This window comes from Sporosarcina ureae (assembly GCF_002101375.1).
In the GTDB taxonomy this organism is placed as follows: domain Bacteria; phylum Bacillota; class Bacilli; order Bacillales_A; family Planococcaceae; genus Sporosarcina; species Sporosarcina ureae_B.
Window position 1 is genome coordinate 524,332 of sequence record NZ_CP015207.1, and the last position, 21,621, is coordinate 545,952.

General features: G+C 38.3%; 21 protein-coding genes. 5 read left to right on the forward strand and 16 right to left on the reverse strand.

Features of this window, described 5'->3' with window-relative positions; translation table 11 throughout:
- Window positions 1–6 precede the first annotated feature (6 nt).
- Window positions 7–498: a redoxin domain-containing protein gene (locus SporoP8_RS02550; protein ID WP_085131078.1), complete on the reverse strand. Its 492-nt coding sequence runs from the start codon at window positions 496–498 to the stop codon at window positions 7–9.
- 448 nt (window positions 499–946) lie between these two features.
- Here SporoP8_RS02550 and SporoP8_RS02555 point away from each other — a divergent pair, with 448 nt between their 5' ends.
- Both SporoP8_RS02555 and SporoP8_RS02560 read left to right on the forward strand, forming a co-directional pair.
- The gene (locus tag SporoP8_RS02555; RefSeq protein ID WP_085131079.1) at window positions 947–1,582 is read left to right on the forward strand and encodes a DUF1232 domain-containing protein; all 636 of its coding nucleotides are present in this window, start codon (window positions 947–949) and stop codon (window positions 1,580–1,582) included.
- A gap of 23 nt (window positions 1,583–1,605) precedes the next feature.
- Window positions 1,606–2,682, forward strand: a complete 1,077-nt coding sequence (locus SporoP8_RS02560; RefSeq protein ID WP_085131080.1) for an LCP family protein — start codon at window positions 1,606–1,608, stop codon at window positions 2,680–2,682.
- Between the two features lie 479 nt (window positions 2,683–3,161).
- Here SporoP8_RS02560 and SporoP8_RS02565 read toward each other — a convergent pair whose 3' ends face one another.
- Entirely contained in the window at window positions 3,162–4,169 is a 1,008-nt protein-coding gene (locus tag SporoP8_RS02565; RefSeq protein WP_158232288.1) for an MBL fold metallo-hydrolase, read from the reverse strand.
- A 49-nt stretch (window positions 4,170–4,218) separates the two neighbouring features.
- On the reverse strand, window positions 4,219–4,971 hold the full coding sequence (locus tag SporoP8_RS02570) for an SDR family NAD(P)-dependent oxidoreductase (protein WP_085131082.1): 753 nt from the start codon (window positions 4,969–4,971) through the stop codon (window positions 4,219–4,221).
- A 104-nt stretch (window positions 4,972–5,075) separates the two neighbouring features.
- Here SporoP8_RS02570 and SporoP8_RS02575 point away from each other — a divergent pair, with 104 nt between their 5' ends.
- Entirely contained in the window at window positions 5,076–6,638 is a 1,563-nt protein-coding gene (locus SporoP8_RS02575) for an amidohydrolase (protein WP_085131083.1), read from the forward strand.
- A gap of 114 nt (window positions 6,639–6,752) precedes the next feature.
- Complete coding sequence (locus tag SporoP8_RS02580) at window positions 6,753–7,526, forward strand: IclR family transcriptional regulator (RefSeq protein ID WP_085131084.1); 774 nt, start codon at window positions 6,753–6,755, stop codon at window positions 7,524–7,526.
- 18 nt (window positions 7,527–7,544) lie between these two features.
- Here the strand turns inward: SporoP8_RS02580 and SporoP8_RS02585 are convergent, their stop codons facing one another.
- From SporoP8_RS02585 to SporoP8_RS02640, 13 genes are all read right to left on the reverse strand, one after another.
- Window positions 7,545–8,282 (reverse strand): enoyl-CoA hydratase/isomerase family protein, encoded by a 738-nt coding sequence (locus tag SporoP8_RS02585; protein WP_085131085.1) that lies wholly within the window; start codon window positions 8,280–8,282, stop codon window positions 7,545–7,547.
- A 49-nt stretch (window positions 8,283–8,331) separates the two neighbouring features.
- The gene (locus tag SporoP8_RS02590; RefSeq protein ID WP_085131086.1) at window positions 8,332–9,108 is read right to left on the reverse strand and encodes an enoyl-CoA hydratase/isomerase family protein; all 777 of its coding nucleotides are present in this window, start codon (window positions 9,106–9,108) and stop codon (window positions 8,332–8,334) included.
- Window positions 9,089–10,987 carry a CaiB/BaiF CoA-transferase family protein gene (locus SporoP8_RS02595; protein ID WP_085131087.1) on the reverse strand — a complete coding sequence of 633 codons (1,899 nt, stop codon included), beginning with the start codon at window positions 10,985–10,987 and terminating at the stop codon, window positions 9,089–9,091. The genes SporoP8_RS02590 and SporoP8_RS02595 overlap by 20 nt, the downstream gene beginning before the upstream one ends.
- Window positions 10,988–11,034: 47 nt before the next feature.
- A complete protein-coding gene (locus SporoP8_RS16445) occupies window positions 11,035–11,178 on the reverse strand; it encodes a desulfoferrodoxin (protein ID WP_099626813.1) in 144 nt (47 codons plus the stop codon).
- Window positions 11,179–11,388: 210 nt separating this feature from the next.
- Window positions 11,389–12,618, reverse strand: coding sequence for a CaiB/BaiF CoA transferase family protein (locus SporoP8_RS02600; protein ID WP_085131088.1), 1,230 nt, complete (start codon window positions 12,616–12,618; stop codon window positions 11,389–11,391).
- A 54-nt stretch (window positions 12,619–12,672) separates the two neighbouring features.
- Window positions 12,673–13,875 (reverse strand): CaiB/BaiF CoA transferase family protein, encoded by a 1,203-nt coding sequence (locus SporoP8_RS02605; protein WP_158232286.1) that lies wholly within the window; start codon window positions 13,873–13,875, stop codon window positions 12,673–12,675.
- Between the two features lie 186 nt (window positions 13,876–14,061).
- Window positions 14,062–15,222 carry an acyl-CoA dehydrogenase family protein gene (locus tag SporoP8_RS02610; RefSeq protein WP_085131090.1) on the reverse strand — a complete coding sequence of 387 codons (1,161 nt, stop codon included), beginning with the start codon at window positions 15,220–15,222 and terminating at the stop codon, window positions 14,062–14,064.
- A gap of 19 nt (window positions 15,223–15,241) precedes the next feature.
- Entirely contained in the window at window positions 15,242–15,667 is a 426-nt protein-coding gene (locus SporoP8_RS02615; protein ID WP_158232285.1) for a Zn-ribbon domain-containing OB-fold protein, read from the reverse strand.
- Between the two features lie 5 nt (window positions 15,668–15,672).
- Window positions 15,673–16,839: a thiolase C-terminal domain-containing protein gene (locus SporoP8_RS02620; protein WP_085131092.1), complete on the reverse strand. Its 1,167-nt coding sequence runs from the start codon at window positions 16,837–16,839 to the stop codon at window positions 15,673–15,675.
- Window positions 16,840–16,845: 6 nt separating this feature from the next.
- Window positions 16,846–17,289, reverse strand: a complete 444-nt coding sequence (locus SporoP8_RS02625) for a hotdog family protein (RefSeq protein ID WP_085131093.1) — start codon at window positions 17,287–17,289, stop codon at window positions 16,846–16,848.
- Complete coding sequence (locus SporoP8_RS02630; protein WP_085131094.1) at window positions 17,286–17,816, reverse strand: FAS1-like dehydratase domain-containing protein; 531 nt, start codon at window positions 17,814–17,816, stop codon at window positions 17,286–17,288. The genes SporoP8_RS02625 and SporoP8_RS02630 overlap by 4 nt, the downstream gene beginning before the upstream one ends.
- Before the next feature lie 50 nt (window positions 17,817–17,866).
- Window positions 17,867–19,042, reverse strand: coding sequence for an acyl-CoA dehydrogenase family protein (locus SporoP8_RS02635; protein ID WP_085131095.1), 1,176 nt, complete (start codon window positions 19,040–19,042; stop codon window positions 17,867–17,869).
- Window positions 19,043–19,102: 60 nt separating this feature from the next.
- Window positions 19,103–20,677 carry a class I adenylate-forming enzyme family protein gene (locus SporoP8_RS02640; protein ID WP_085131096.1) on the reverse strand — a complete coding sequence of 525 codons (1,575 nt, stop codon included), beginning with the start codon at window positions 20,675–20,677 and terminating at the stop codon, window positions 19,103–19,105.
- Between the two features lie 299 nt (window positions 20,678–20,976).
- On the opposite strand from SporoP8_RS02640, the gene SporoP8_RS02645 reads away from it, so the two are divergent.
- Window positions 20,977–21,594: a TetR/AcrR family transcriptional regulator gene (locus SporoP8_RS02645; protein ID WP_085131097.1), complete on the forward strand. Its 618-nt coding sequence runs from the start codon at window positions 20,977–20,979 to the stop codon at window positions 21,592–21,594.
- The last annotated feature ends 27 nt before the right edge of the window (window positions 21,595–21,621 follow it).

Genomic DNA, 21,621 nt, shown 5'->3' on the forward strand with positions numbered 1-21,621 from the left:
CTTTCGTTAATCAATTTGTGACATAGCATCGATAATTTGATCGTTTGATAGGTGGCCTGGCTGTGATCGAACCAAATTCCCTTTCGTATCAATAAAAGCCGATGTTGGATAGCCTTTTACATTGAATTCTTGGGCTAGACTTCCGCCATCATTTAAAAACACCGGCAAAGCATCTACATGTTGAACACCTTTGAACCATCTGATAAATTCATCGTGTTTCTTTTCATTATTAAATCCAGGTGCTACGACAGTCAGCACTTCAAAATCAGTTGAATCTTTAGCCAACGTATTGACTTCATCTAGGCCTGCAAGACAGATCGGACACCAAGAAGCCCAGAACTTTACATACACTTTTCGGCCTTCATAGTCGGCAAGGCTAACGGTTTCCCCTTTAATATCTTGCAAGGTAATGCTATTTGCGCCACTTTCTTTTTCGGCAGAAGAACAAGCGCTCATAACAGTAACGATAACTAACAACAAAGCGATTTTTTTCATCATGGTGATTCCTCCTTTTATTGTGGAATATTTGCTATGAACCACTCTAAATTATTCGGTATAAAGAATATTCTGTTAATGATTAACAGAACACCAGCAAGACGTATAGTTGCTAAGAGCCGTTTCAATTATTTCGTTCGATCCATTTGAACATGAATGAAGATGGATAACATGAGGATTGCATTTGGCAATAAAAATGAAGCGTTCCGCATCAAAAACCTGATTGGCTATCATTCTATATCCTCTCTTTCTATATATATCTATTATAAAATAACCGTTCGATAAAACCTATCGATTAAGATTCGGCCAAACTTTAATATGTTCAGCTGCAGACGTTTTTCGACAAAAAAAGATCCTTGTTTATAACTGTTGACAATTTGTCAACAAACATTTATTATTTTGAGAGAAGTAAATATTTTTACCGTCGTTGTAGAAATGGAGGGGTAGTGTCATGTCAGAAGCTAGTCTTGGTCTGTCTGTCGGGCAGTTATTGCGTGAAGTGTTAGAAGAACGTTCATTGTCCATGCGCAAACTAAGCGAACTTACAGATATTGATACTTCAACCATCTCTAGGATCATCAATGACAAGCGCAAAGCAACACTAGACCATCTGGAGAAATTCGCGATAATTTTAGAAATTCCATTAGCCAAGTTACTTCAAGCGGCAGGCTATCCGGTTGATGATAAACAGATGATACATTCTGCTTATGATGAAACAATTCAACAATTGGTCGAAACATCAGAACTTCTATCTTCGGATATCTCCATTGAAAAAGTTGAACTTCAACTTGCCAGTTATGAAGCATATGTTCAGACCACTGAAGGAAGAGAAAGAATTCTACATGACTTTGATAACAAGTTAAAACTGGCTGGCGGAGTAGGTCCATTCGTCGATCAAATGAAAGATTTATTTGCACGGTTTAAAATGCAAGATGTTGCAAAACGTGATCTAGCCATTATCGGCAGCGCATTATTATACTTTATCATTCCTGTGGATGTCATCCCGGACTACATTTTCGCGGTCGGGTATCTGGATGATGCGATCGCGGTCCAAATTGCTTCAAGCGTACTAACAAAGAATTCATAATCAAATGAATAGGTGTGACATTAATGGAAAACAGAGAAACTGGAAAGCGTCGTAAGAAAAAACTAAAAAGAAAATATAAACGATTAATATTCATGGTATTCACTTTGCTACTATTAGCGGGTGGCGGATACGTCGCAGCACAGTATTCAAACGGCCTTTCGTTTGCGAACGGTGACAAAACAAATGAAATACATACAGAACTAAGCGACAGCAGTAATACTTTTTCTACTAACGATTCTGCTTTTGATGACTTTGAAGGTGGCGAATCTCAATTTGGAGAAATTAACGTATTGTTGATTGGTGATGACGCAAGAGGCGACGAAGATGACACTCGTTCAGACGCTCTGATGATTGGTCACTACGATCAAACAACAAACAAAGTGAAGTTAATTTCTCTGATGCGTGATATATACGTCGACATCCCAGGTCACGGTATGGAAAAGATCAATGCCGCTTATGCACTTGGAGGTCCTGAATTAGTACGACAAACGATCAAGCAGAATTTCGATGTAGATGTCCAATATTATGCGATTGTTAATTTCGAAGGTTTCTCAAAAATCGTCGATGTAATCGCTCCCGACGGTATTGAAGTCGATATTCCATATGAGATGTCACACGGACTAGGTTTAACTCTCTATCCCGGCCAACAAAAATTGAACGGGGAACAATTACTCGGTTACGTACGATTCCGCCACGACATCCACAGTGATTATGGTCGCGTGGAACGGCAACAAGAAGCGTTAGGGAAACTGAAGGATGAAGCGATGAGTTTACAAACACTTGTCAATATACCGAAATTAATGGGCGTTATTGATCCATACATTGATACGAACATCGACAGTAAAACGATCTTTACAATTGCTAAAGGTATGTTGACCGGTGGGAAGAATAACGAAATGGAATCACTGCGCATTCCCGTAGAAGGATCGTTTGGAGATCTACGCACAGAAGTTGGAGCTGTTCTCGAGATTAACTTAGAACAGAACAAACAAGCATTACGAGAGTTTTTATCATTAGAGGATGAATCAGTAGAGGACGAAAGCGAACAAAACGGACACTATGCAGAAGTTCAAACAGAAAATCAAGATCCACAATACTAGAGCGATATAGTTACTCAAAAAAATAAGCTGTTCCAGTCATTCAACCGACCGGAACAGCTTATTTTTACGATACACTACTTATAAAATGATAAACATCATGTAAATATTAAGAAATTCTATGCACAGAATCAGCAAAGTCAAATCTATATTCTTTTTCTATAGTTCACTATTTTCCCGTATGATCTTTAATCAACGCTTAAACATAAAAGTCTTTTATGTACTACCCTGTTGATATGTTCAAGTTTAAGTTGAGGTTAAAATATAATTAGGTGCTATATTAGAACGGCTTATGCCACCGTATGGATAGTCCAATGAGAAGTCCTATTCATACTAGAATATTCGTAATTCTCATGATAAGAAAGCGCGAAATATACAAGACCAGGTTATCATCACTTATAGTGCAACTAAGACAAGGTTGAGATTGATCATTTTATTGATACTAGTCACTTATTTATAACTGAGCTTAAAGGAATGCCAATTTATTTGAACCTTATTCCACTCTGTAAAGTTCTATCTTTATATAGTTCTTGAAATGATTTCACTTGAGAATAATAATATTTGCCAGCGTGTTCCACTCTTTTAACTTGACCAATAGATTCCAAGTAAATTAAATTTGTAATCGTTTGCATAAAGGCAGGTAAAAGTTTTCCATTTGAATATCCTTTATAAACAAGTTGACATGCATCAAATGCAGTCTTTCCTTCTTCCCCTATCGCCTCAAAGGTCTGTCTCCATCTTTTTTGATAATGTACTTTCATTTCTGCCACTCTATCGGGTAAACTAACGATTGCTTTTCCGTGACCCGGTAAAGCAATGCCTGTTTTATAACTAGCAACTTTATCTAATGACATCATATATTCTTGTAATGGATTATCATTAATATGCTTTGATGTCACTAATGGATTCATAGAACGTAAAATATGATCACCTACAAAAATAGTGCCACTTTCTCTTTCATAAAAGCAATAATGATCGATAGCATGACCTGGTGTCCAAATTGCCTCAAACAGACCATCTCCAATCTTTAATAAGGAGCCTGTTTCAAATATATGGTCAGGTTCAAATTGATAAGTGTCCAGTTTATAATACGGTTCAATTTCAGCTTCATCGTCACGATAATGAATGGCCCCATTCCTGATCGCGAAAGACCTCATGGGATTAACGTAATCTTCATCAAATGTTTTGCGAGACTTTAATATTTCTTCATATCCTTTAACAGATAGCCAAATGGGTAAGCCATAATTGAGCTGAAACCAACCAGCTAGACCTAAATGATCAGGATGTGCATGAGTGATAACCACTTTTTCGATTTTCATCCCCTTACAAAGAACCTTTTCCCACAAAGCTTTTGCTTCTTCAGTATTGTCTCCTGTATCTACAATGGTATATCCATTTTCACCTTCTACTAAATAGCTATTGGTATACCCCATATTAAAAGGCATAGGCACCTTTAATCGCAGTATTTTGTTAGCAACTTCCTCTAGCATTTCAAAAACTCCTCTCGCAACCTCAACTTCAAAAACATGTAGTTGTTTATTATCGAGCCATGATTGTACCGCCATCTACCATGATTGTTTGACCGGTAATATAATCAGCATCATTACTTGCAAGAAACACTGCAGTTCTTCCAATATCTTCTTCACAATCCCCTAGACGTTTCAAAGGAATGAGAGACACCATTTTTTGATATGCATTTGGCTGATTTTGTTCCATTTGTGCAACGCCAGGAGAGCTAGCGATTGGAGAAATAAGATTGACAGTAATTCCATGTCGACCCCATTCATTCGCTGCTACTCTCGAAATCCCCCGTATCGCTTCTTTTGCAGCAGCATAAGAAGATTGCCTGCTTAAACCGACCAACCCAGCGCCAGATACAAAATTTATTACTTTTCCTTTTGTTTTTATTAAATATGGTAAGCTATGTTTCATTAATAAAAATGTCGGCCAGAATCCTGTGTCAAATGAGTATTCCATATCCTCTTCAGTCGTTTCTTCCAAAAGAACATTATTGGTGGCGTGTGCATTATTGATCAATACATCCAATTTCCCAAAACGTTCAATGGTTTGATCAATTAGTTTAGGCAATTGTTCTCTATTTCGTAAATCCGCTTGGATATAGAAAGCATCGCATCCTAAATCCAGCAGTTCTTTTTCTGTTTTTCTTCCTTTATCTGCATTTAAGCCAACAAACACAATAGAAGCTCCTTCCTTTGCGAAAGCATGACAAATCCCTCTTCCAATTCCTGAAGAACCACCCGTTATAAAAGCAACTTTTCCTTTTAATTTCATTTTCAACATCCTTCCCGCGACATTTTATTTTGTCAAATTGTTGTATATAAAAGTTATGTTATAATTATGACAGTAACCATAGTATGGAAATGAGGTCATAAATAATGGAAGCACTTTGTCCAGCTGATTTGCTAATTGAAAATGTAACAGTCATTACAATGGATCCGCAATTTCCGAAAGCATTCGGCATCGCTATTGCAAAAGGCAAGATTGTAGGACTTTTGCCATCTTCTTCTAGCTCTTGGCCTTTGACTCCAACAGGGTTGCGCATGAATGGTAATAACTTAGTTATATTACCTGGCCTTATAGATGCACACTGCCATCTTCGGGCATTACTTAGTCAAAATAATGCTGTCTCATGTACTAGCCAAGACGTACGTTCGATAGCGGACATCTTGAAAGCGATTCATTCAAAAACATTACAAGTATCAACTAGTACTTGGATTCGCGCTTTCGGATATGATGTTTCTCAGTTAGATGAAAATCGTCATCCCACCCGCTATGATTTAGATAAAGTTGCGCTAGAACATCCTGTTCGCTTACGCCATGTGACTCGGCATGTATCTATATTAAATAGCGTAGCATTGAATATAGCAGGAATCAGCGCTAACACAGTCGATCCTCCTGGCATACATATCGAAAGAAATTCAGAAACTAACGAGCCAACCGGAATGATTCACGGCGGCGATGCTTGGCTCTCGCAACACATTGTACCTAATGCTACTTATAGTGAACTTCAAAAGGGGGTCCCGAATTTAAAAACCCGCTTGTTAAAATATGGAATTACAGCTGTTCTGGACGCAACACCTACCAATCGTTTGGAAGATGCGAAGTTTTGGTATACCGCACTCCAGAACAATTGGCCCATTACTATTCAATTGATGACTGATTTTGAGCAACATGTTGAAGTTGCTGCTTATATTAAACAAGAACTTCCTTGTTATTTTCGTGAAAAACTAGAAATTGGACATATCAAAATTGTAATGGAAGCCTTGCCTGAGATTGTGCCTACGCTCGATAACTTATCTAAACTTGGCCAAGAAGCATTTGAAAGAGACGGTAGTTCTTTGGCTATTCATGTGGTTGATCCTGAAATGACATGGACAGCCATAGAAGCGATCAGACAAATACAATCTAGATTTCCAAATGCTCACCATCAACATCGTTTCGAACATTTAAGTTTATCCCCTGAAGCATTTCTTCCAGACATTGCAGCTTTAGGAATACGCGTTGTGACGAATCCTAGTCTGATATATGATCATGGAGACCGTTATTTAGCAGATGTTGAAGTTTCAGAACATGAATGGTTATATAGAATGCAAAGCCTTTATGAAGCAGGAATCGCCATGGCTGCGGGATCAGATGCACCAGTTGCTTCACTCAATCCTTGGCTCGGTATCCAAACAGCTTGTACGCGTAAAACTTCCAAACAGCAAGCTGTAAATCCAAAAGAAGCATTGGACCGTTGGAACGCTTTACATCTTTATACAGCAGGTGCAGCGGAAGCAGCGGGATGGAAGAATAAGCGCGGAATGATCAAGCCCGGTTTTCAAGCCGACCTAGTGGCTGTTAATCAAAATCCCCTTACTTATCCTATCGATAAGTTACATTCTATCGCTGTTAAAGCAACATGGATTGCTGGAAAACTTGTATTTTCAGATATTTAAATAAACTTTTTGTGAAACCGCATACATTAAATCGTTTTCTCTAAAGGTTTGCGTTATAATTGAGTAATTAATATACAAGGCATTTTTTTGTAAAAAAGTTAATGGAGTGATGAAATGACAGCAGAGAAACCAGTGCAGCGTTTAAATACAGTTAACAATGCAATTTCCCTTTTGACTATGTTTATTAAACATGATTCAATCGGCCTCGTAGAAATTGAAGACGAAATTGGTATTAGTAAAACCGCTGCTTTTCGTTTAGTCGCAACTATGGCAGATCGCGGTTTGTTAATGAGAGATAAAAAAACGAAGCGCTATCATCCAGGCCCCCTACTATTTCAATTAGTACGGAAGTCAAAAGTAAATGATATTGTATCAATTGCTCAACCATACATACAGGAATTAGCGCAGATTACAAATGAATCTATTTATCTTTCGATTCGAAGTGGCTATAAACATATTTTTTTATCGGGAATATATAGCCCTCAACTTCTTAAAGTAATGATTCCTATCGGAGAAGAAACCGATCTACATATTGGTGCAGCTGGAAACCTACACTTAGCGTATATGTCACCTATAGATGTTGAAAACTATTTTAAGCGTAAAATCTTTGAACCCTTTACACCTAACACAATTACAGATCCGGCACTTTTCAAAGAAAAATTAGTCAACATTCGAAGTATGGGTTTTTCCACCAGTCTCGGAGAAAGAATGCAGGACTCTGGAGCTGTGACAGCCCCCATTTGGGAACATACTGAAGAACCCGTTGCAGCAATAGGAATCTATTTTCCGATGACGCGATTTGATGATCAGAAAAAACAGCATTATATTGAATTAGTTAAAACATATGCACAAAAAATTTCTGAAGAAGTTGTTTTGGGGCGGGACTAAGTGCTTCCGCCTTTTTACTTACTCAGAAACTTCTTGATTTTTTAGCTGCCAGCTACGTTTGAATAGAACGCCTTCTCTAGCAATACCATCAGCTTCTGGCATATCGTTACTCGTTGCGACTAATGTTTTAATCCATCGAGCGTTTTGAGGGTATTGGGTTACTATTTTTTTCATATAGGAGATGGTTTGTTCAACCAATATATCTTTTTCAATGATACCGCTAATCATTCCTATACCAACACCTTCTTCTGCGGTGATTCTTCTGCCGCTGATTGCCAAATCGTGTGCTTGCCCTTGTTTCACAAGGCGGGGCAAGCTTTGCGTTCCGCCTGCAGCGGGTAGCATTCCAATTTGCGCTTCAGGTAGTGAAAGTTTTGTCCCTGGCGAAGCAAAACGAAAATCGAAGAGCATTGCCATTTCCAATCCAGAACCGATGGCAAAACCATGCATGGCGGCCGCTATCGGTTTTTGCATACGACGGATGTCTTCCCATAAATCATGCTGCAATCGGATTCTTTTTTTCTCAATGACCGTCGATGTAGTTCCAAATTCCGTTAAGTCAGCTCCAGCGCAAAATCCACGCCCTGCCCCACAAACAACGATTGCATCAATAGAAGGATCTTCATTCACAATGTGAACATAATGATATAATTGGTCTCGTATTTCTACATTGAATGTATTTAAAGCATCAGGTCTATTCAGCGTTAAAATTGCTATATTTTCATCTTTTTCCATTAAAACCGCACTATTATTCATCTTCCATCCTCCATTCTCACGTCCACGGATAGTATCAAAATTCTTATGTTTATTTCCCCGTAAATTGTGCAGGACGTTTCTCTAAAAAGGCCTGTACGCCTTCCATTCGATCTTCGCTTGTGGATAATAGCATATAGATATCTAATTCCAAACGCAATGCTTGTTCAAATGACAACTCACTGCCCCTTAACAAACATTCCTTCGTATATTGCATAGATAGACTAGATAACTTGGCAAGCTCTTGGGCTTCTTGACATGCCGCTTCCCAAACGGATTGTTTATCTACAATTTTATTGATTAGTCCCAACTGCTTCGCCTCTGATGATTGAATAACTTCTCCACCAAGCAGCATAGACATTGCAGGCCCTTTCCCTATAATACGTGGTAGGCGTTGCGTAATCCCCCCTGTTGGAATTAGGCCGTGTTTAGATTCAGGAACTGAAAAAAAAGCCGTGTCGGATGCATACCTTACATCAGCAACACATGCTAAACTAAGCCCTAGTGAAGAGCATTCTCCTTCAATTGCTACAATAACCGGATGTGGAATACGCGCCCATTGTTCAATTGCATTGTTAGACAGGGCAATAGTTGCATATAGATCATCTTCTATTGTCGGGTTTTCTATTTGAGGGTTCCAACAGCTAAAACTTTTTCCCCGAGCCCCTAGAACAACTACTTTAATATCTTCACGATGTGATAACTCTGTAGCTATTGCTGCCAACTCTTGAGCCATTTCTGCATTTAATACATTTCCATTTTCCCCATTGTTTAGTAAAACTTGGGCAACTTCGTTTTCAATAGATACATCAATAATACAATATTTCATAGCGGTCACCCTTTTTTCTTTTTTTTATTTCATCATTATGTTCACCGAGCAGTGGTGCTGCCAATTTAGAATGTCTCTCCCAGCCTTCACTTTTCCACGGCATTCCTAGTGTTGGTTCCCCTTTTATGCCAATGTAGAAGTCTAATCTTAGATTTCTCACTAAATCGGCTATTGATTGTTCAAAAACTTTTTTATCTGGTGGCTGTGACTTATTCCCTTCTATTATACGGTCTCCTATAAATTGAATGGCTGTTTCATATTGTGATACGTCAATGGTAAACCCTGCTCCATATATGCTTCTAGAGAATAAAGTAGCCCCTAAAGCAAAAGCGCCGTGTATCCCAGCTCCAATATCACTAATCGAAAATCCAGGAAGCCACGGAGTTTCATCTTGATAAAATGTAAGGGAAGCAATGCCAGACATCGCTTCCAAAGTTGGTCCGTATCCCACGAAATCCCTGTAGGGTCCTGTCTGGCCAAATGCAGAAAGTGAGATAATGATGAGTTGTTCATTTCTCTGTCGTAAAACTTCTGACGTCAATCCGAAGTTCTTCATTACACGCGGACTATAGTTTTCAATGAGTACATCGCTTGATTCAATCAAATCCATTAATATTTCTTGATCTGATTCCTTTCGTAAATCAAGTGTAACTCCTTTTTTATTACGATTTAGTTCCCTAAAAAAAGGAGCTTGATTATCTTGATTCGCACGAATGCCGTCTGGACGATGGGGAGCCTCCACTTTAATAACTTCTGCACCTTGATCAGCTAATAGTCGAGAACAGTAAGGACCAGACCACATACTAGTTAAGTCGATAATGCGAAGTTTATTCCAAGATTCAACTGGTGGTTTTGAATATGAAGTTGAACTGTTTAATTGGTGCTTCGAAATTTTAAAAGGAGGTAGAATGTACTTCCCCCCATTTTTATGGGATATAAGTTGTCTATGTTGTAATTGAGGACAGTCATCTAATTCTTCAAAAGTTTGCACTTTCCCAAAAGGCATTCTAAACGCTTGACCAGTTTCAAACAGTTCTTCCTTTGTCATTTTTTTGGACCAACCCAATATCAAACTTTCTATTTCTTCATAGTGATTTAAACGACCATCATTTGTATTCCAATGGGACTTATTTTCCACTCCCATCCATCGTGTGAATAAATCCCATTGCTCATCTACAGGCGCTCCAATAAAAGCATTTCCATCAATGGTTGGAAAGATAGCCATTGGCGCCATATACCGGTGGCGATTTCCTACTCTATGGTGAACTATTTGCGCTGCTTTAAATTTTGAATAAGCACCCTCTAAAGCACTAACCGCGATTATCAATGCGTCTATATAAACTTCCCTACCCTTATCCGTCCAATTTCTTTCTAATAACGCAAACAGGCCAGCTGTGGCTGCATGGGCTCCAACTAAATAAGCAGCTGGATAGCCCCCAATCGTTAGGGGCTCCTTTTCGGGATCTCCTGTGGAAGTTCTCCACCCAGCTATCGCTTGAAGTGATTGTTCTTCGTCAACATCTACTTCTTCGGGAAATTGAATCGTTATACAAACAAGATCTTCTTTTTGATTCAAAATTTGGATCGCTTGCGAACTGAGCTGCTGTCCACATGAGTGGCTATCTTTTATAATTAAATCCCATTTTTGTTCAGAAAGAAGGGAACGAATAGCGGCATCTTTTTTAGATGGATTGGAATAATAAAGTAAATATTTATTATCATCTCTAAAAAGATTCGGATAATAGACTGTACTCACTATTTTTGTAACGGCTGCCCCACTTGAAGCGAATAGTTTACTTGCATAACTTCCGGAAGGGCCATTTGTTACATCTAAAATCCTTAAATCTTTCAACAAATAATGTGTACAGTCATTCCCCATATAGATCACCTCATTATCGCAATCAATTTATACTAAACTTCATTATTTTAATCAGCTGTCGGTAATGAAACTGGTTGTTTTATTTGCATTTCTTGCTCGCAACATTGAACCGCTCCTTCACCTGATTTTGTACATAATATTTCCCCACCACATACTTTACATTCAAATCTTTTTCCTAGTTGATTGGCCATTTTGATTATCTCCTTTTTCATCTTACAGTACTTTAATGCCATTCAATTTTTATATTCACTTCTTTTCTAGCTGCTTCTGACAGCATTTCAAAACAGTTTGGGGTGGTGCTTTTGTAACGATAAATTCACTCTTACAAGTAGCACACATATATTTAGTTCCAACCTTTACGTCCATTATAATTCTCTTCCTTTCCCGTTATAGCATAGGTTTTATACGGTGGTCATTGCTCCAAGTGGCACTGAACCAATAATATTTTCTACTTTTAGCGCGTCAATTTCTTCTTTCGTTAATTTCAATATTTGGCTAAGTACATAATCATTATGTTGACCTAAAATGGGGGTAGGGCTTTTATGTTGAACACGTTCGCCAGAAAACTTTATTGGCCAAGCAGGATATTTATGCGTACCAGTAATATCGTGTGTAACTTCTTGGTACATATCTTGTAAAAAAGGATCGTTTTCCATTTCATTCACATTTAATACAGGACCTGCGTTGACACCTACTGATTGTAATAAATTTGTAGCTTCATAATTTCCAAATTGATGTGTCCAGTTTTCCACCAAAGAATCTAATTCGTCTTGATGTTGACAACGCTCTTCTGCAGTTTGAAAACGTTCTTCTTTTGACCATGTTGGCTCACCAATCGCTTTGCAAAAGTTTTTCCATTCTTCTTCATTTGTAACCGCGATCGCTACCCATGAATCTTCTCCTTTACTCCGATAGATACCATGAGGTGCCATATTAGGTTGACGATTACCCAAACATCCCCAGTTATTTCCATTCAAGGAAACATCCAAAAGAGGTTGACCCACTAAATTGATACACGTTTCAACTTGGGCTACTTCTATGAACTGACCTCTTCCAGTTTTTTCTCTATATTCTAATGCAGACAATAGAGCAAACACTGTATGTGATCCAGAAATAACATCCCCTGTACCTGAAATAATTAGTGGCTTTTCTCCCTCATACCCATTTGTTTGTGCGATCCCTGACAAGATCTCAAAAGTATAGGCAAATCCCGGTTGTTCGCCATAAGGTCCGGTTTTACCGTATGCAGGCATAGAAAGCATAATTATTTTCGGATTGATTTCTTTGATCATTTCATACGTAAGGCCAAATTTCTCCATTACTTTAGAAGTGAAATTCTCAATAACGACATCGCTTTCTTTTAATAGACTTTTGAAAATTTCTATACCTTTAGATTCGTTTAAATTTAATGTGATACCCATTTTGTTCATATTGGCAGCATTAAATTGAGGTCCTAATTCCCACCAGTCTTTCCCGGGTTTAGTTGATACAAATCTAAATCCATCCGGAGCTTGAATCGATTCTACTTTAATAACTTCTGCTCCCTGGGCTCCTAAATATGACGTACAAAATGGACCCGACCACCACATGGAAAGATCTAAAATTCGAATGCCTTCTAATGGTAATGACATGAGTATTTCTCTCCCTTCATATGAAACCACATGTAATATCCATCAACCAAGAAATCAAATAACACCTTTGGCTTTCAGTTTTTGTAGTTTGGATTTAGATAATCCCAATTCTTGATCATAAATTTGATGATTATGTTCACCTAAAAGTGGAGCAGCACTACGAATTGTCCACGGTGTTTCGGACATACGGAAAGGAGCGCCTGGCTGAACGACTTTCCCCATTTCAGGATGATCGACTGAAACGAAGACGTTTCTCTCGACATACTGAGGGAAAGAAAGCATTTCTTCAAATGTGGGGACGGGAATGACAGGAACTTTCCATTCCCTTCCTTTTTCAAGCACTTCTTCTTTCGTATGTTGCATTAACCATTCATCTAGCACTTGCTGGAATTCTTGTTGATGTTGCAAACGATCATACAAGAGAATAAATCGTGGATCTTCCATCCATTCGTACTTTTCAATCATGCAGCAAAAGTCTTGCCAGTGTTGACCAGTCAATAAAGATATTGCGATATTGCCATTTTTGCACCGTTCTATACTCGGTAACATTACAAAACGCTTTGGCGTTTTAACAGGACTGGTAGGATAGGAATCTTGAACTGTGGGATAAGCACGTTGAAGCATGCCAACCTCAACAGTGGAAACGTCTATATGTTCACCTTTATGACTTTTCCGTCTACCTAAAACTGCTGTCATCGTGGAAAACGCTGCAAATGTACCCGAAATATAGTCTAATAATCGAAGTGGACCACCTGCTCTAAGTGGTTGTCTAGTACTCTCACCTATTGAACTTACCCACCCGCTCATCGATTGTGCAATAAGTTCCGTGGCATGATAGTCTCGATATTTACCTGTTTGGCCAAAATTAGAAATTGAAGTCATAATTAGACCAGGGTTTAAGTCACGCAAAGCTTCATAGCCAAGACCTAATTGTTGCATGACACCAGGTTTAAAATTTTCCACAATAATATCTGCTTCAGAGATTATTTTTTTCGCGATTTCAATACCACTTTCAGTTTTCAAGTCTAGTGTTATACCAATTTTATTGTTATTCAAATAATTGAATAATCCACTCTTATTGAGATCAGGTTTATTCCCAGGGAACGGACCCTCTAATCGTGAAGGGTCTCCCAATCCAGGCTGTTCAATCTTTATTACTTTTGCACCCATATCTGCTAGTAACTTTGTACAATAAGGTCCTGTAATATTTTCTGATAAGTCAATAACTGTAAGTCCAGTTAGGGCTTGCTCTTTCATATTATCCCACCCCTGAATCATGTATTTTGTTCAGTTAACCTATTCAATCAATTACGTCTTTATTTTTGAGTTTGTCGATAATCATTCCTTATAACTAGTGACACTCACACGAAATATTAACTTACTTCAGCCAAAGCTTGAAACTCCCACTGAAGTAAATTAAAAGAACTACGCGTTGTACTCCCTTTACGAATGTATTACTTCAGCAACTTTATTAGTCTTAAAAGTTGAAGCGATTTTCTTTAGATGTATAGGCGCTGATCCAAGTTCGACTTCCATGCTTTTAAACCTTCTAAAAGCAAACTGGAGAGGATAATCCATATCGATACCCATACCTCCGTGGAGCTGATGAGTACCTACCAGGACCTTTTGGCCTTCTTTGCATAACCAAGCCTTTGCAACTGCAATCTCTTTTTCAGCGGACATTCCTTCATTTAATCTCCATATAGCTTGTAGTGCAGCCAGCTGACCGCCTTCTACGATTGTATAAATATCAGATAAACGATGTTGGACAGATTGGAAGCTACCAATCGGACGGTTAAATTGTGTTCTTTCTTTTACATAGTCAGTTGTAAGATCTAATGCACGGCGAAGTAAGCCAGCCATTTCAACACATTGCAACGCTGTGGCCAATTGATTTAATTTGTCTACAGCTGCCCATCCTTCATTTTCGTTACCAAGTAGATCATTTTTCGTTAATTGTACATTTTGAAACTCTACTTCAAACAATTTATCAGAACCAATGGATTGAAGTGCTTGTTTCTTAATTGTTGCATCATTTTTAACAAGGAATAGACTGAGTCCTTCTTTACTACCATCTTCTTTATTATCAGTTCGTGCTAACGTTAGAAAATAATCTGCCGTCTCGGCAAATTTCACGAATAACTTTGTACCGTTCAGCGTATACCCATCGCCACTCTTACTCGCTCGGGCTTTTACATAACTCAAATCATAGTGGGCTTGTGATTCGATCATAGCGCCAGTAACAATACTTTTGCCTTCGATGATTTGTGGCAAAAGCGCCTTTTTTTGTTCTTCTGTACCAAAGTTTAAAATTGGTAAGACACCATTAACAAGTGTAGAAACAAATGGTGCGGAAAACATTGCTTTCCCAGCTTCTTCAACGATAATTGATAAATCCATTAAATCGCCATCAATGCCGCCATATTCTTCAGGGACGATTAGTCCTAAAAATCCTAAATCGGCAAGCTCTTGATAGAATGAAGGTGAATATTGTTCTTTACTTTTTTCAAATTCTGTTAAAGATGGCGTTGTGCATTTTTCTTCAAAGAATTTTTTGGCTGTACTTTTAAAAATCACTTGATCTTCCGTCATTGAAAAATCCATAAGCTGGGCACCTCTTCCTTTAATTATTTATCCGTTTAAATTTAACGAGTGCTGTATCTTCGAAAACTTGATCTACTACAGCTTCAACAGGCATTCCAATTTCAATTTCATGTGGCTCGCAATCTACCATATTAGATATAATGCGTACTCCTTCTTCTAACTCAACAAGAATGACCCCGTAAGGCGTTTTAAATCCTGGATGTACAGAACGATGATAAATTACGTAACTATGAATAACACCCTTACCTTCTGATGGTACCCAACCTAAATCGAAACTATGGCAGTTCGAACAGACTACCCGCGGAGGATGTGAATATGTTTGACAATTATTGCATTTCTGTAAGTGGAGTTGTTTTTCCTCTTGCAACAACCTCCAAAATTTTTCTGTATCTTGACTCATCATTGGTTTTGGAGTTGGAACTCCCACTTCGCTATATTTAACCATATACATTACCTCCTTCTCAAAATAAGTCCGCTTGATGGGACACCTAATCCACCTGTTACTAAAGAATATTCGATATCATTGATTTGTGTCGTAGAAGTACCTCTTACTTGGCGAACACCTTCTGCGATTAAGTTCATGCCATGAATGTATCCTTCAGACATAAGTCCACCTGATGTATTAATCGGTAGTTCTCCATCCGGTCTAATACGGTGGCCTCCTTCTATATAATCGACCCCTTCTCCTTTGCCGACAAACCCTAACGCTTCAAGTTGCATTGGCACAAGAGGACTGAATGCATCGTAAAATTGAGCAACATCTATTTCTTTCGGAGTAATACCTGCCATTTCAAAAAGCTTTTTGCCATAGGCTTCCACTTCATGAAGAACCGTGATATCTTCTCGTGCATAAGACGTCATCACTTCTCCATTTGTGGACATCCCTTGGATTGCTCCTGAAATATATGCGGGTTTGTGTCTCAAGTCTTTTGCCAAATCTGCTCGTGTCACAATTATAGCCACGGCGCCATCAGTACTTAGGCAGCAATCATGTCTACGCAATGGTTCAACATTGATTGGAGAGTTCATATATTCATCAAGTGATAAAGAACGACTATGGAAGATTGCTTTTGGATTTCTGTTGGCATTCTCACGATTCACTAATGCAACGTGTGCAAGCTGACCATCTTTAATGCCGTATTTATGGTTATAGCGCTGTGCAAACATTGCAACCCATGAAACTGGCGTGAGTAAGCCATATGGATGATTCATCCCCATATATACATCTTGAGACACCCTTGTTGGTTCAAAGTCTCCATATGTTACAGGTCCGGAAGCATCTCGTATTGAACGGTAGCATACAACCGTATTTGCCATACCTGATTCAATAGCCGCTACGGCATGAGCAATAGTGGCACAGCTTCCTCCTCCACCATATGGCGCTTTACTAAAAAAACTTAAATTTGGAATTCCTAATTGCCTAACGACTTCAATTTGTTCTGCTGTGTCCATAGAATAATTCACCATGCCATCAATATCAGAAACTTTTATCCCTGCATCTTTTACGGCATCTAAAATAGCTTCAAGTGCCATTCGCAATTCGCTACGGCCGCAATTCTGACTGAATTCAGTAGCACCTAGGCCAATAATAGCTGTTTTCTCTTTTGGATTTCCCATTTATACTTACCCCCTGATTGGTAGTGATATAATTACTTTTCCTTTTGCATGATTACCTTGTTTATTTTTACCCAAGTATTCAATTTCAACTAAGTGATCGTCATTTTCTTCGAACTTCTTTGAAACTTTTCCTGTCAGTTCAAGAATGTCACCTGGATAATTAGGTACAGCTAAACGTAATTGAATGCTTTTTAGTTCGCCAGCTGGTCCTGTCCAGTCTGTAATATATTTTCCAATCAAACCGTTCGTCGTCAGTATGTTCATAAAGATATCATCTGCACCTGCTCTTCGTGCAGCATGATAGTCATGATGCACGTCTGAATAATCGCGTGTAGCTGAAATAGCTCCACCTGACACTAGAGCTGCTGTAATTTGTCTTTTATGAACAGGTAATTCATCTCCGACTTTCACATCATTCCAATTAAGAACAACAGGTTTAGTTTCAATCATTTTGCTTCCTCCTTCATTGCTGCAATTGAGTTATAGACTAAAATCGTAAATGTTTGCTGACAAACAACTTCATCATTTTGATTAATGAATTTATAAGCAAAAGTTACAAAGTAACCTGGTCCACGAGCTGTTTGTTTTTCAGCCGAAATTTCTTTCACAGACATAATTTGACTTATTTGATCGCCAGGCTTCATCGGTGTGAAATATTCTTGGTTTTGCTCAGTAGCAACGATCGTTGAATATCCTTCTTCGGCCATCACCTTAAGCAAACTTTCCATCGAGTTCGGATCTCTTTCAGGCTTCGGCCATAAAGGATTCATCGTATATACTTGTACTTGCATAGGCGGTGCGATAACGCCTTCATATTTTGTGTTTTTAGCATATTGAGGATCTGAATATAGTGGATTTGTATCCTCCATCACTTCAGTCCAATGTCTAATCATTTGTTCACAAACTGCGTCAACACCTGCTATTCTTTCTGAATCTAAGCCGATATAGCTGTTAAGTACTGCCTCTGCAATAGCCATTAATTCATCCCCCTTAGGTTATATTCGAAAAGTTGAAAACGCATACAATGTTAACTCATACTTTTTTCCATACCGAGCCCAAAACGAGCGACCAAATCACGCATAACGTCATTTGCCCCTCCACCAAACAAGAGGACCAATGCCGCTTTTGTTAGTGGTGTTACTTTACCACCCAACGCTGCATACTTAGAGTCTATATCCAGTTGACCAAACATATTGAGGATTTGCATACAAACGTCGTATGTTTTTTGATTCAACTCTGCAGAAAATACTTTATTCATAGAAGGACGGTAATGTGCCGCTGGTTCATTTTCATGCGCCCATGCTGCACGATAGTTAAGGAGTCGCAAGACTTCGAGATCTACCGTCAAATCTGCAAGACTGTTACGAACCCACTCATTATCTATTACAAGAGAACCATCTATTGTTGTTTCGTTTGCCCATACGATAATTTCTTCTACAGTACGCTCCATTTCAGAGTAAGTAGACAACATTAATCGCTCTAGTGAAAGCTGGGAAGTTATATATTGCCAACCTTTATTTTCTTCTCCTACAATCGCATCTAATGGAACACGGACATTGTCGTAAAACGTTACATTTGTATGTGCCCCGCCACCCATTAATTCCATTGGTGTATAAGAGAATCCTTCTGCTGTTGTTGGTACTAGAAAAATTGAGATTCCTTTATGTTTAGGTGCATTTGAATCTGTTCGAGCAGCTAGCCAAATATAATCAGCAATATGTGCATTCGTTGTAAAAACTTTTTGTCCGTTGATGATATAAGAATCGCCATCACGAATTGCAGTAGTCTCAAGTGCTGCAAGATCCGTACCCGCTTGTGGTTCTGAATAACCAATTGCGATTTCTACTTCGCCTTTTAGAATTTTAGGTAGAAAATAATCTTTCTGCTCCGAGGTTCCAAGTTTCATTAGCGTTGGCCCAACCGTTTCCAATGTAATGAAAGGAATATTAACTCCAGTACGGTTGATCTCTTCTAAGAAAATATACTGTTCTAGCGGAGTTTTGCCCTGACCACCATATTCTTCTGGCCATCCGACACCTAGCCAGCCATCATCTCCAAGATCTTTAATATATTGTTTCCAAAGAGGGCCTCCCTCAGGCTTCTCTTTTAATTCTTCTAGCATGTCTTGCGAAATATGACCTTCCAAGTAATTTCGTATTTCATCTTTTAACTGTTGTTGTTCTTCGGTTAAATCAAAACGCATTCTCTTCACCTCATTACATTATTTTTGAATATTTCGTTAACTTACATTAAAACAATTTATTTAGTTATAGTTTTCATTAACAGGAATATACCGTTCCCGAAGTTCTTTTTTTAATATTTTCCCTGTGGAAGTACGTGGTAGACTTTCAACTATGACGATTTCTGAAGGTACTTTAAAACTTGCAAGACGACCTTTGCAAAATTGGATCAATTCCTCTGCGGTTGGATGCGCTTTTAATTCATCTAGCACTATCACAGCCATGATTTCTTCTCCCCATTCCAAACTAGGGATCCCAATAATGGCTACATCAGAAAGCGCAGAATGGGATAATAACACATCTTCAATTTCTGCAGGAGATATATTTTCCCCGCCTCTAATAATCATGTCTGAACTTCTTCCACCTAAAAATAAATAGCCTTCTTCGTCGATCCAACCAACATCTTCTGTATTTACCCAACCGTCAACAAGCGTTTCTTTCGTAGCTTCTTGACGCTTCCAATAACCTTTCATCGATCTCTCAGATCGAACATAGACATTGCCGACGACATTCTCGCCAACAGGTTGTTTTTGATCATCTACCACCATGATATCTACTCCTGGTAAAGGTTTTCCTACAGAAGATAAGCGTTTAATTTTTTTCTCTCTTTCTTCTTTTGATCCTGTGAGCTTATGATCTTCAGGTCCTAATACAGAAACTGTGGAAGTTGTTTCTGTCATGCCGAACGCATTGGCGAAATCAGTCGTTGTTGGAAAAGATTCAATTGCTTTTAAAATAACCGGCAGAGGCATTTGTGCAGCACCGTAAGAAAGACTTTCTAAGCTACTGAGATCTCTATTTCCAAATTCCGGATGATCTAAGACCTGTTTCATCATAGTAGGTACTAAAAATGCTTGCGTTGCTTTTTCTCGTTCGACAGCATACAGCCATTTTCCAGCATCAAATTGGGGCATTAATATTAAGCGACGTCCAGTGTAAATTGAATTACAAATGCTCGTTGCTCCTGCCACATGATAGTTGGGAATGCAGATGACCGAAGATCCCCGGTCACTACCGTCTGCTACTTCTGAATGATTCATAACATAAGTTGTCAGCTGCCCGTGTGTGAGCATGACACCTTTAGGTTTACTAGTCGTTCCACTTGTATAAAGCAAGATTGCCAAATCAGTAGACTCTACATCTTCAAATCCTCCATAACCATCTACTACTTGTCGTTTCAATTCATCATAATTTTTATGTCCTTCAGTGGTTCCTCTAATAGAAATAGTTTCCTGAATGCCGCTATTCTCTATCACCGGATTTATTAATGCACTGTAGCGACTTTCGAAAATCAGAACCTTCACTCCTGCATCTTCGACCATGAAAGCCAGCTCTTCAGTTTTAGCCCGGTAATTGATCGGTACTATGACAGCACCTAGTTGGAACGCAGCATAAAACACTTCAATTACTTCTGGACAGTTAGTGGTGATTAGTCCGATTCTATCTCCCTTTGATATTCCAAGCGATGATAAGAAAGCGGCCGCACGACTAGATTGTTCAGTTAATTGACCATAAGTTAACCGCTCTTCGTCGAAAGTAATGATTTCTTGTTCAGATACTATACTTGAAGCGATTTCTAGTAATAAATAAGCATTCATTAGTACTTCCCCCCTTCTAGTTTTGTCATCGGAAATTGCTGTTCTTTTAAAAATTTAGCAATAGCTAGATTTACTATAAAGAAAGTCGTGTTAATAAGTACTGCTTTCTAAATTCTTCAAAATAACCATTGCATTGCTTATATAGTAATATACAATTGCTTATATGGCAATACTGAATTTTCCAAACTTTCAGAGTAGTGTTACCGAAAAGTCTATGAGCAGGCTGATTTGATTGATTGATTGATGGGTTTCTTAGGCTTGGTTTATGGGGTATAATTCAATTAGTGGAGGGATTGCATATGCAAAAGAAAAAAGTAGACAGGCGAGTTGTGAGAACCAAAAAAGTTATGAAAGATTCCCTAATTTCACTTCTTAACGAAAAGGATCTATCCCTTATTACAATAACAGATATAGTAGATCGTTCCGATGTAAATCGTTCGACTTTTTATGCACATTTTCAAGATAAAGAAGACTTTATTGATTGTTTAATAGACGAGTTGATTCAAGGATTGATTGATACTTTTCAACACACATCGGTTGAGGATAAAAACGTCGATAGTTTTCCATATCGCTTTACAATAGAAGCCATGTTCACTTATATATATATCAATTCTAATTACTTTAAAGTTTTACTTCTTACAACAAAAGTTCCCCGTTTTACGCCAGAGTTATATGCACGATTGTATAAATACTCTTTGTCGCATATAAAAAAACTACCCGAAACTGAAACGAAATTAGATGTACATGTTGGCTTGTATGCCAATTATTTATCATCTACATTTATCAGTTTTGTTCATTATTGGTTAGTAGATCGAGAACAAAAATATTCTCCAGAATATATTTCAAACGAATTTATTAAAGTTATTATTTCAAATCCACTGGCTACTTATATAAAAGAGAGTACTTCTGACTTATAGGTTTTCAGGTCGGATATTTCTTTTCTA

Excerpts from the sequence above, each read along its gene's own strand:
- SporoP8_RS02570 (WP_085131082.1), bottom strand. The coding sequence starts at position 4,971 with ATGAAATTAAAAGGAAAAGTTGCTTTTATAACGGGTGGTTCTTCAGGA.
- SporoP8_RS02565 (WP_158232288.1), bottom strand. The coding sequence starts at position 4,169 with ATGCTAGAGGAAGTTGCTAACAAAATACTGCGATTAAAGGTGCCTATG.
- SporoP8_RS02595 (WP_085131087.1), bottom strand. The coding sequence starts at position 10,987 with ATGGGGAATGACTGTACACATTATTTGTTGAAAGATTTAAGGATTTTA.
- SporoP8_RS02640 (WP_085131096.1), bottom strand. The coding sequence starts at position 20,677 with ATGAATGCTTATTTATTACTAGAAATCGCTTCAAGTATAGTATCTGAA.
- SporoP8_RS02620 (WP_085131092.1), bottom strand. The coding sequence starts at position 16,839 with ATGGGAAATCCAAAAGAGAAAACAGCTATTATTGGCCTAGGTGCTACT.
- SporoP8_RS02580 (WP_085131084.1), top strand. The coding sequence starts at position 6,753 with ATGACAGCAGAGAAACCAGTGCAGCGTTTAAATACAGTTAACAATGCA.
- SporoP8_RS02600 (WP_085131088.1), bottom strand. The coding sequence starts at position 12,618 with ATGTCATTACCATTAGAAGGCATTCGAATTTTAGATCTTTCCATGTGG.
- SporoP8_RS02630 (WP_085131094.1), bottom strand. The coding sequence starts at position 17,816 with ATGGCTATTGCAGAGGCAGTACTTAACAGCTATATCGGCTTAGATTCA.
- SporoP8_RS02590 (WP_085131086.1), bottom strand. The coding sequence starts at position 9,108 with ATGAAATATTGTATTATTGATGTATCTATTGAAAACGAAGTTGCCCAA.
- SporoP8_RS02615 (WP_158232285.1), bottom strand. The coding sequence starts at position 15,667 with ATGGTTAAATATAGCGAAGTGGGAGTTCCAACTCCAAAACCAATGATG.
- SporoP8_RS02605 (WP_158232286.1), bottom strand. The coding sequence starts at position 13,875 with ATGAAAGAGCAAGCCCTAACTGGACTTACAGTTATTGACTTATCAGAA.
- SporoP8_RS02560 (WP_085131080.1), top strand. The coding sequence starts at position 1,606 with ATGGAAAACAGAGAAACTGGAAAGCGTCGTAAGAAAAAACTAAAAAGA.
- SporoP8_RS02585 (WP_085131085.1), bottom strand. The coding sequence starts at position 8,282 with ATGAATAATAGTGCGGTTTTAATGGAAAAAGATGAAAATATAGCAATT.
- SporoP8_RS02555 (WP_085131079.1), top strand. The coding sequence starts at position 947 with ATGTCAGAAGCTAGTCTTGGTCTGTCTGTCGGGCAGTTATTGCGTGAA.
- SporoP8_RS02645 (WP_085131097.1), top strand. The coding sequence starts at position 20,977 with ATGCAAAAGAAAAAAGTAGACAGGCGAGTTGTGAGAACCAAAAAAGTT.
- SporoP8_RS02550 (WP_085131078.1), bottom strand. The coding sequence starts at position 498 with ATGATGAAAAAAATCGCTTTGTTGTTAGTTATCGTTACTGTTATGAGC.
- SporoP8_RS02635 (WP_085131095.1), bottom strand. The coding sequence starts at position 19,042 with ATGCGTTTTGATTTAACCGAAGAACAACAACAGTTAAAAGATGAAATA.
- SporoP8_RS16445 (WP_099626813.1), bottom strand. The coding sequence starts at position 11,178 with ATGGCCAATCAACTAGGAAAAAGATTTGAATGTAAAGTATGTGGTGGG.
- SporoP8_RS02610 (WP_085131090.1), bottom strand. The coding sequence starts at position 15,222 with ATGGATTTTTCAATGACGGAAGATCAAGTGATTTTTAAAAGTACAGCC.
- SporoP8_RS02575 (WP_085131083.1), top strand. The coding sequence starts at position 5,076 with ATGGAAGCACTTTGTCCAGCTGATTTGCTAATTGAAAATGTAACAGTC.
- SporoP8_RS02625 (WP_085131093.1), bottom strand. The coding sequence starts at position 17,289 with ATGATTGAAACTAAACCTGTTGTTCTTAATTGGAATGATGTGAAAGTC.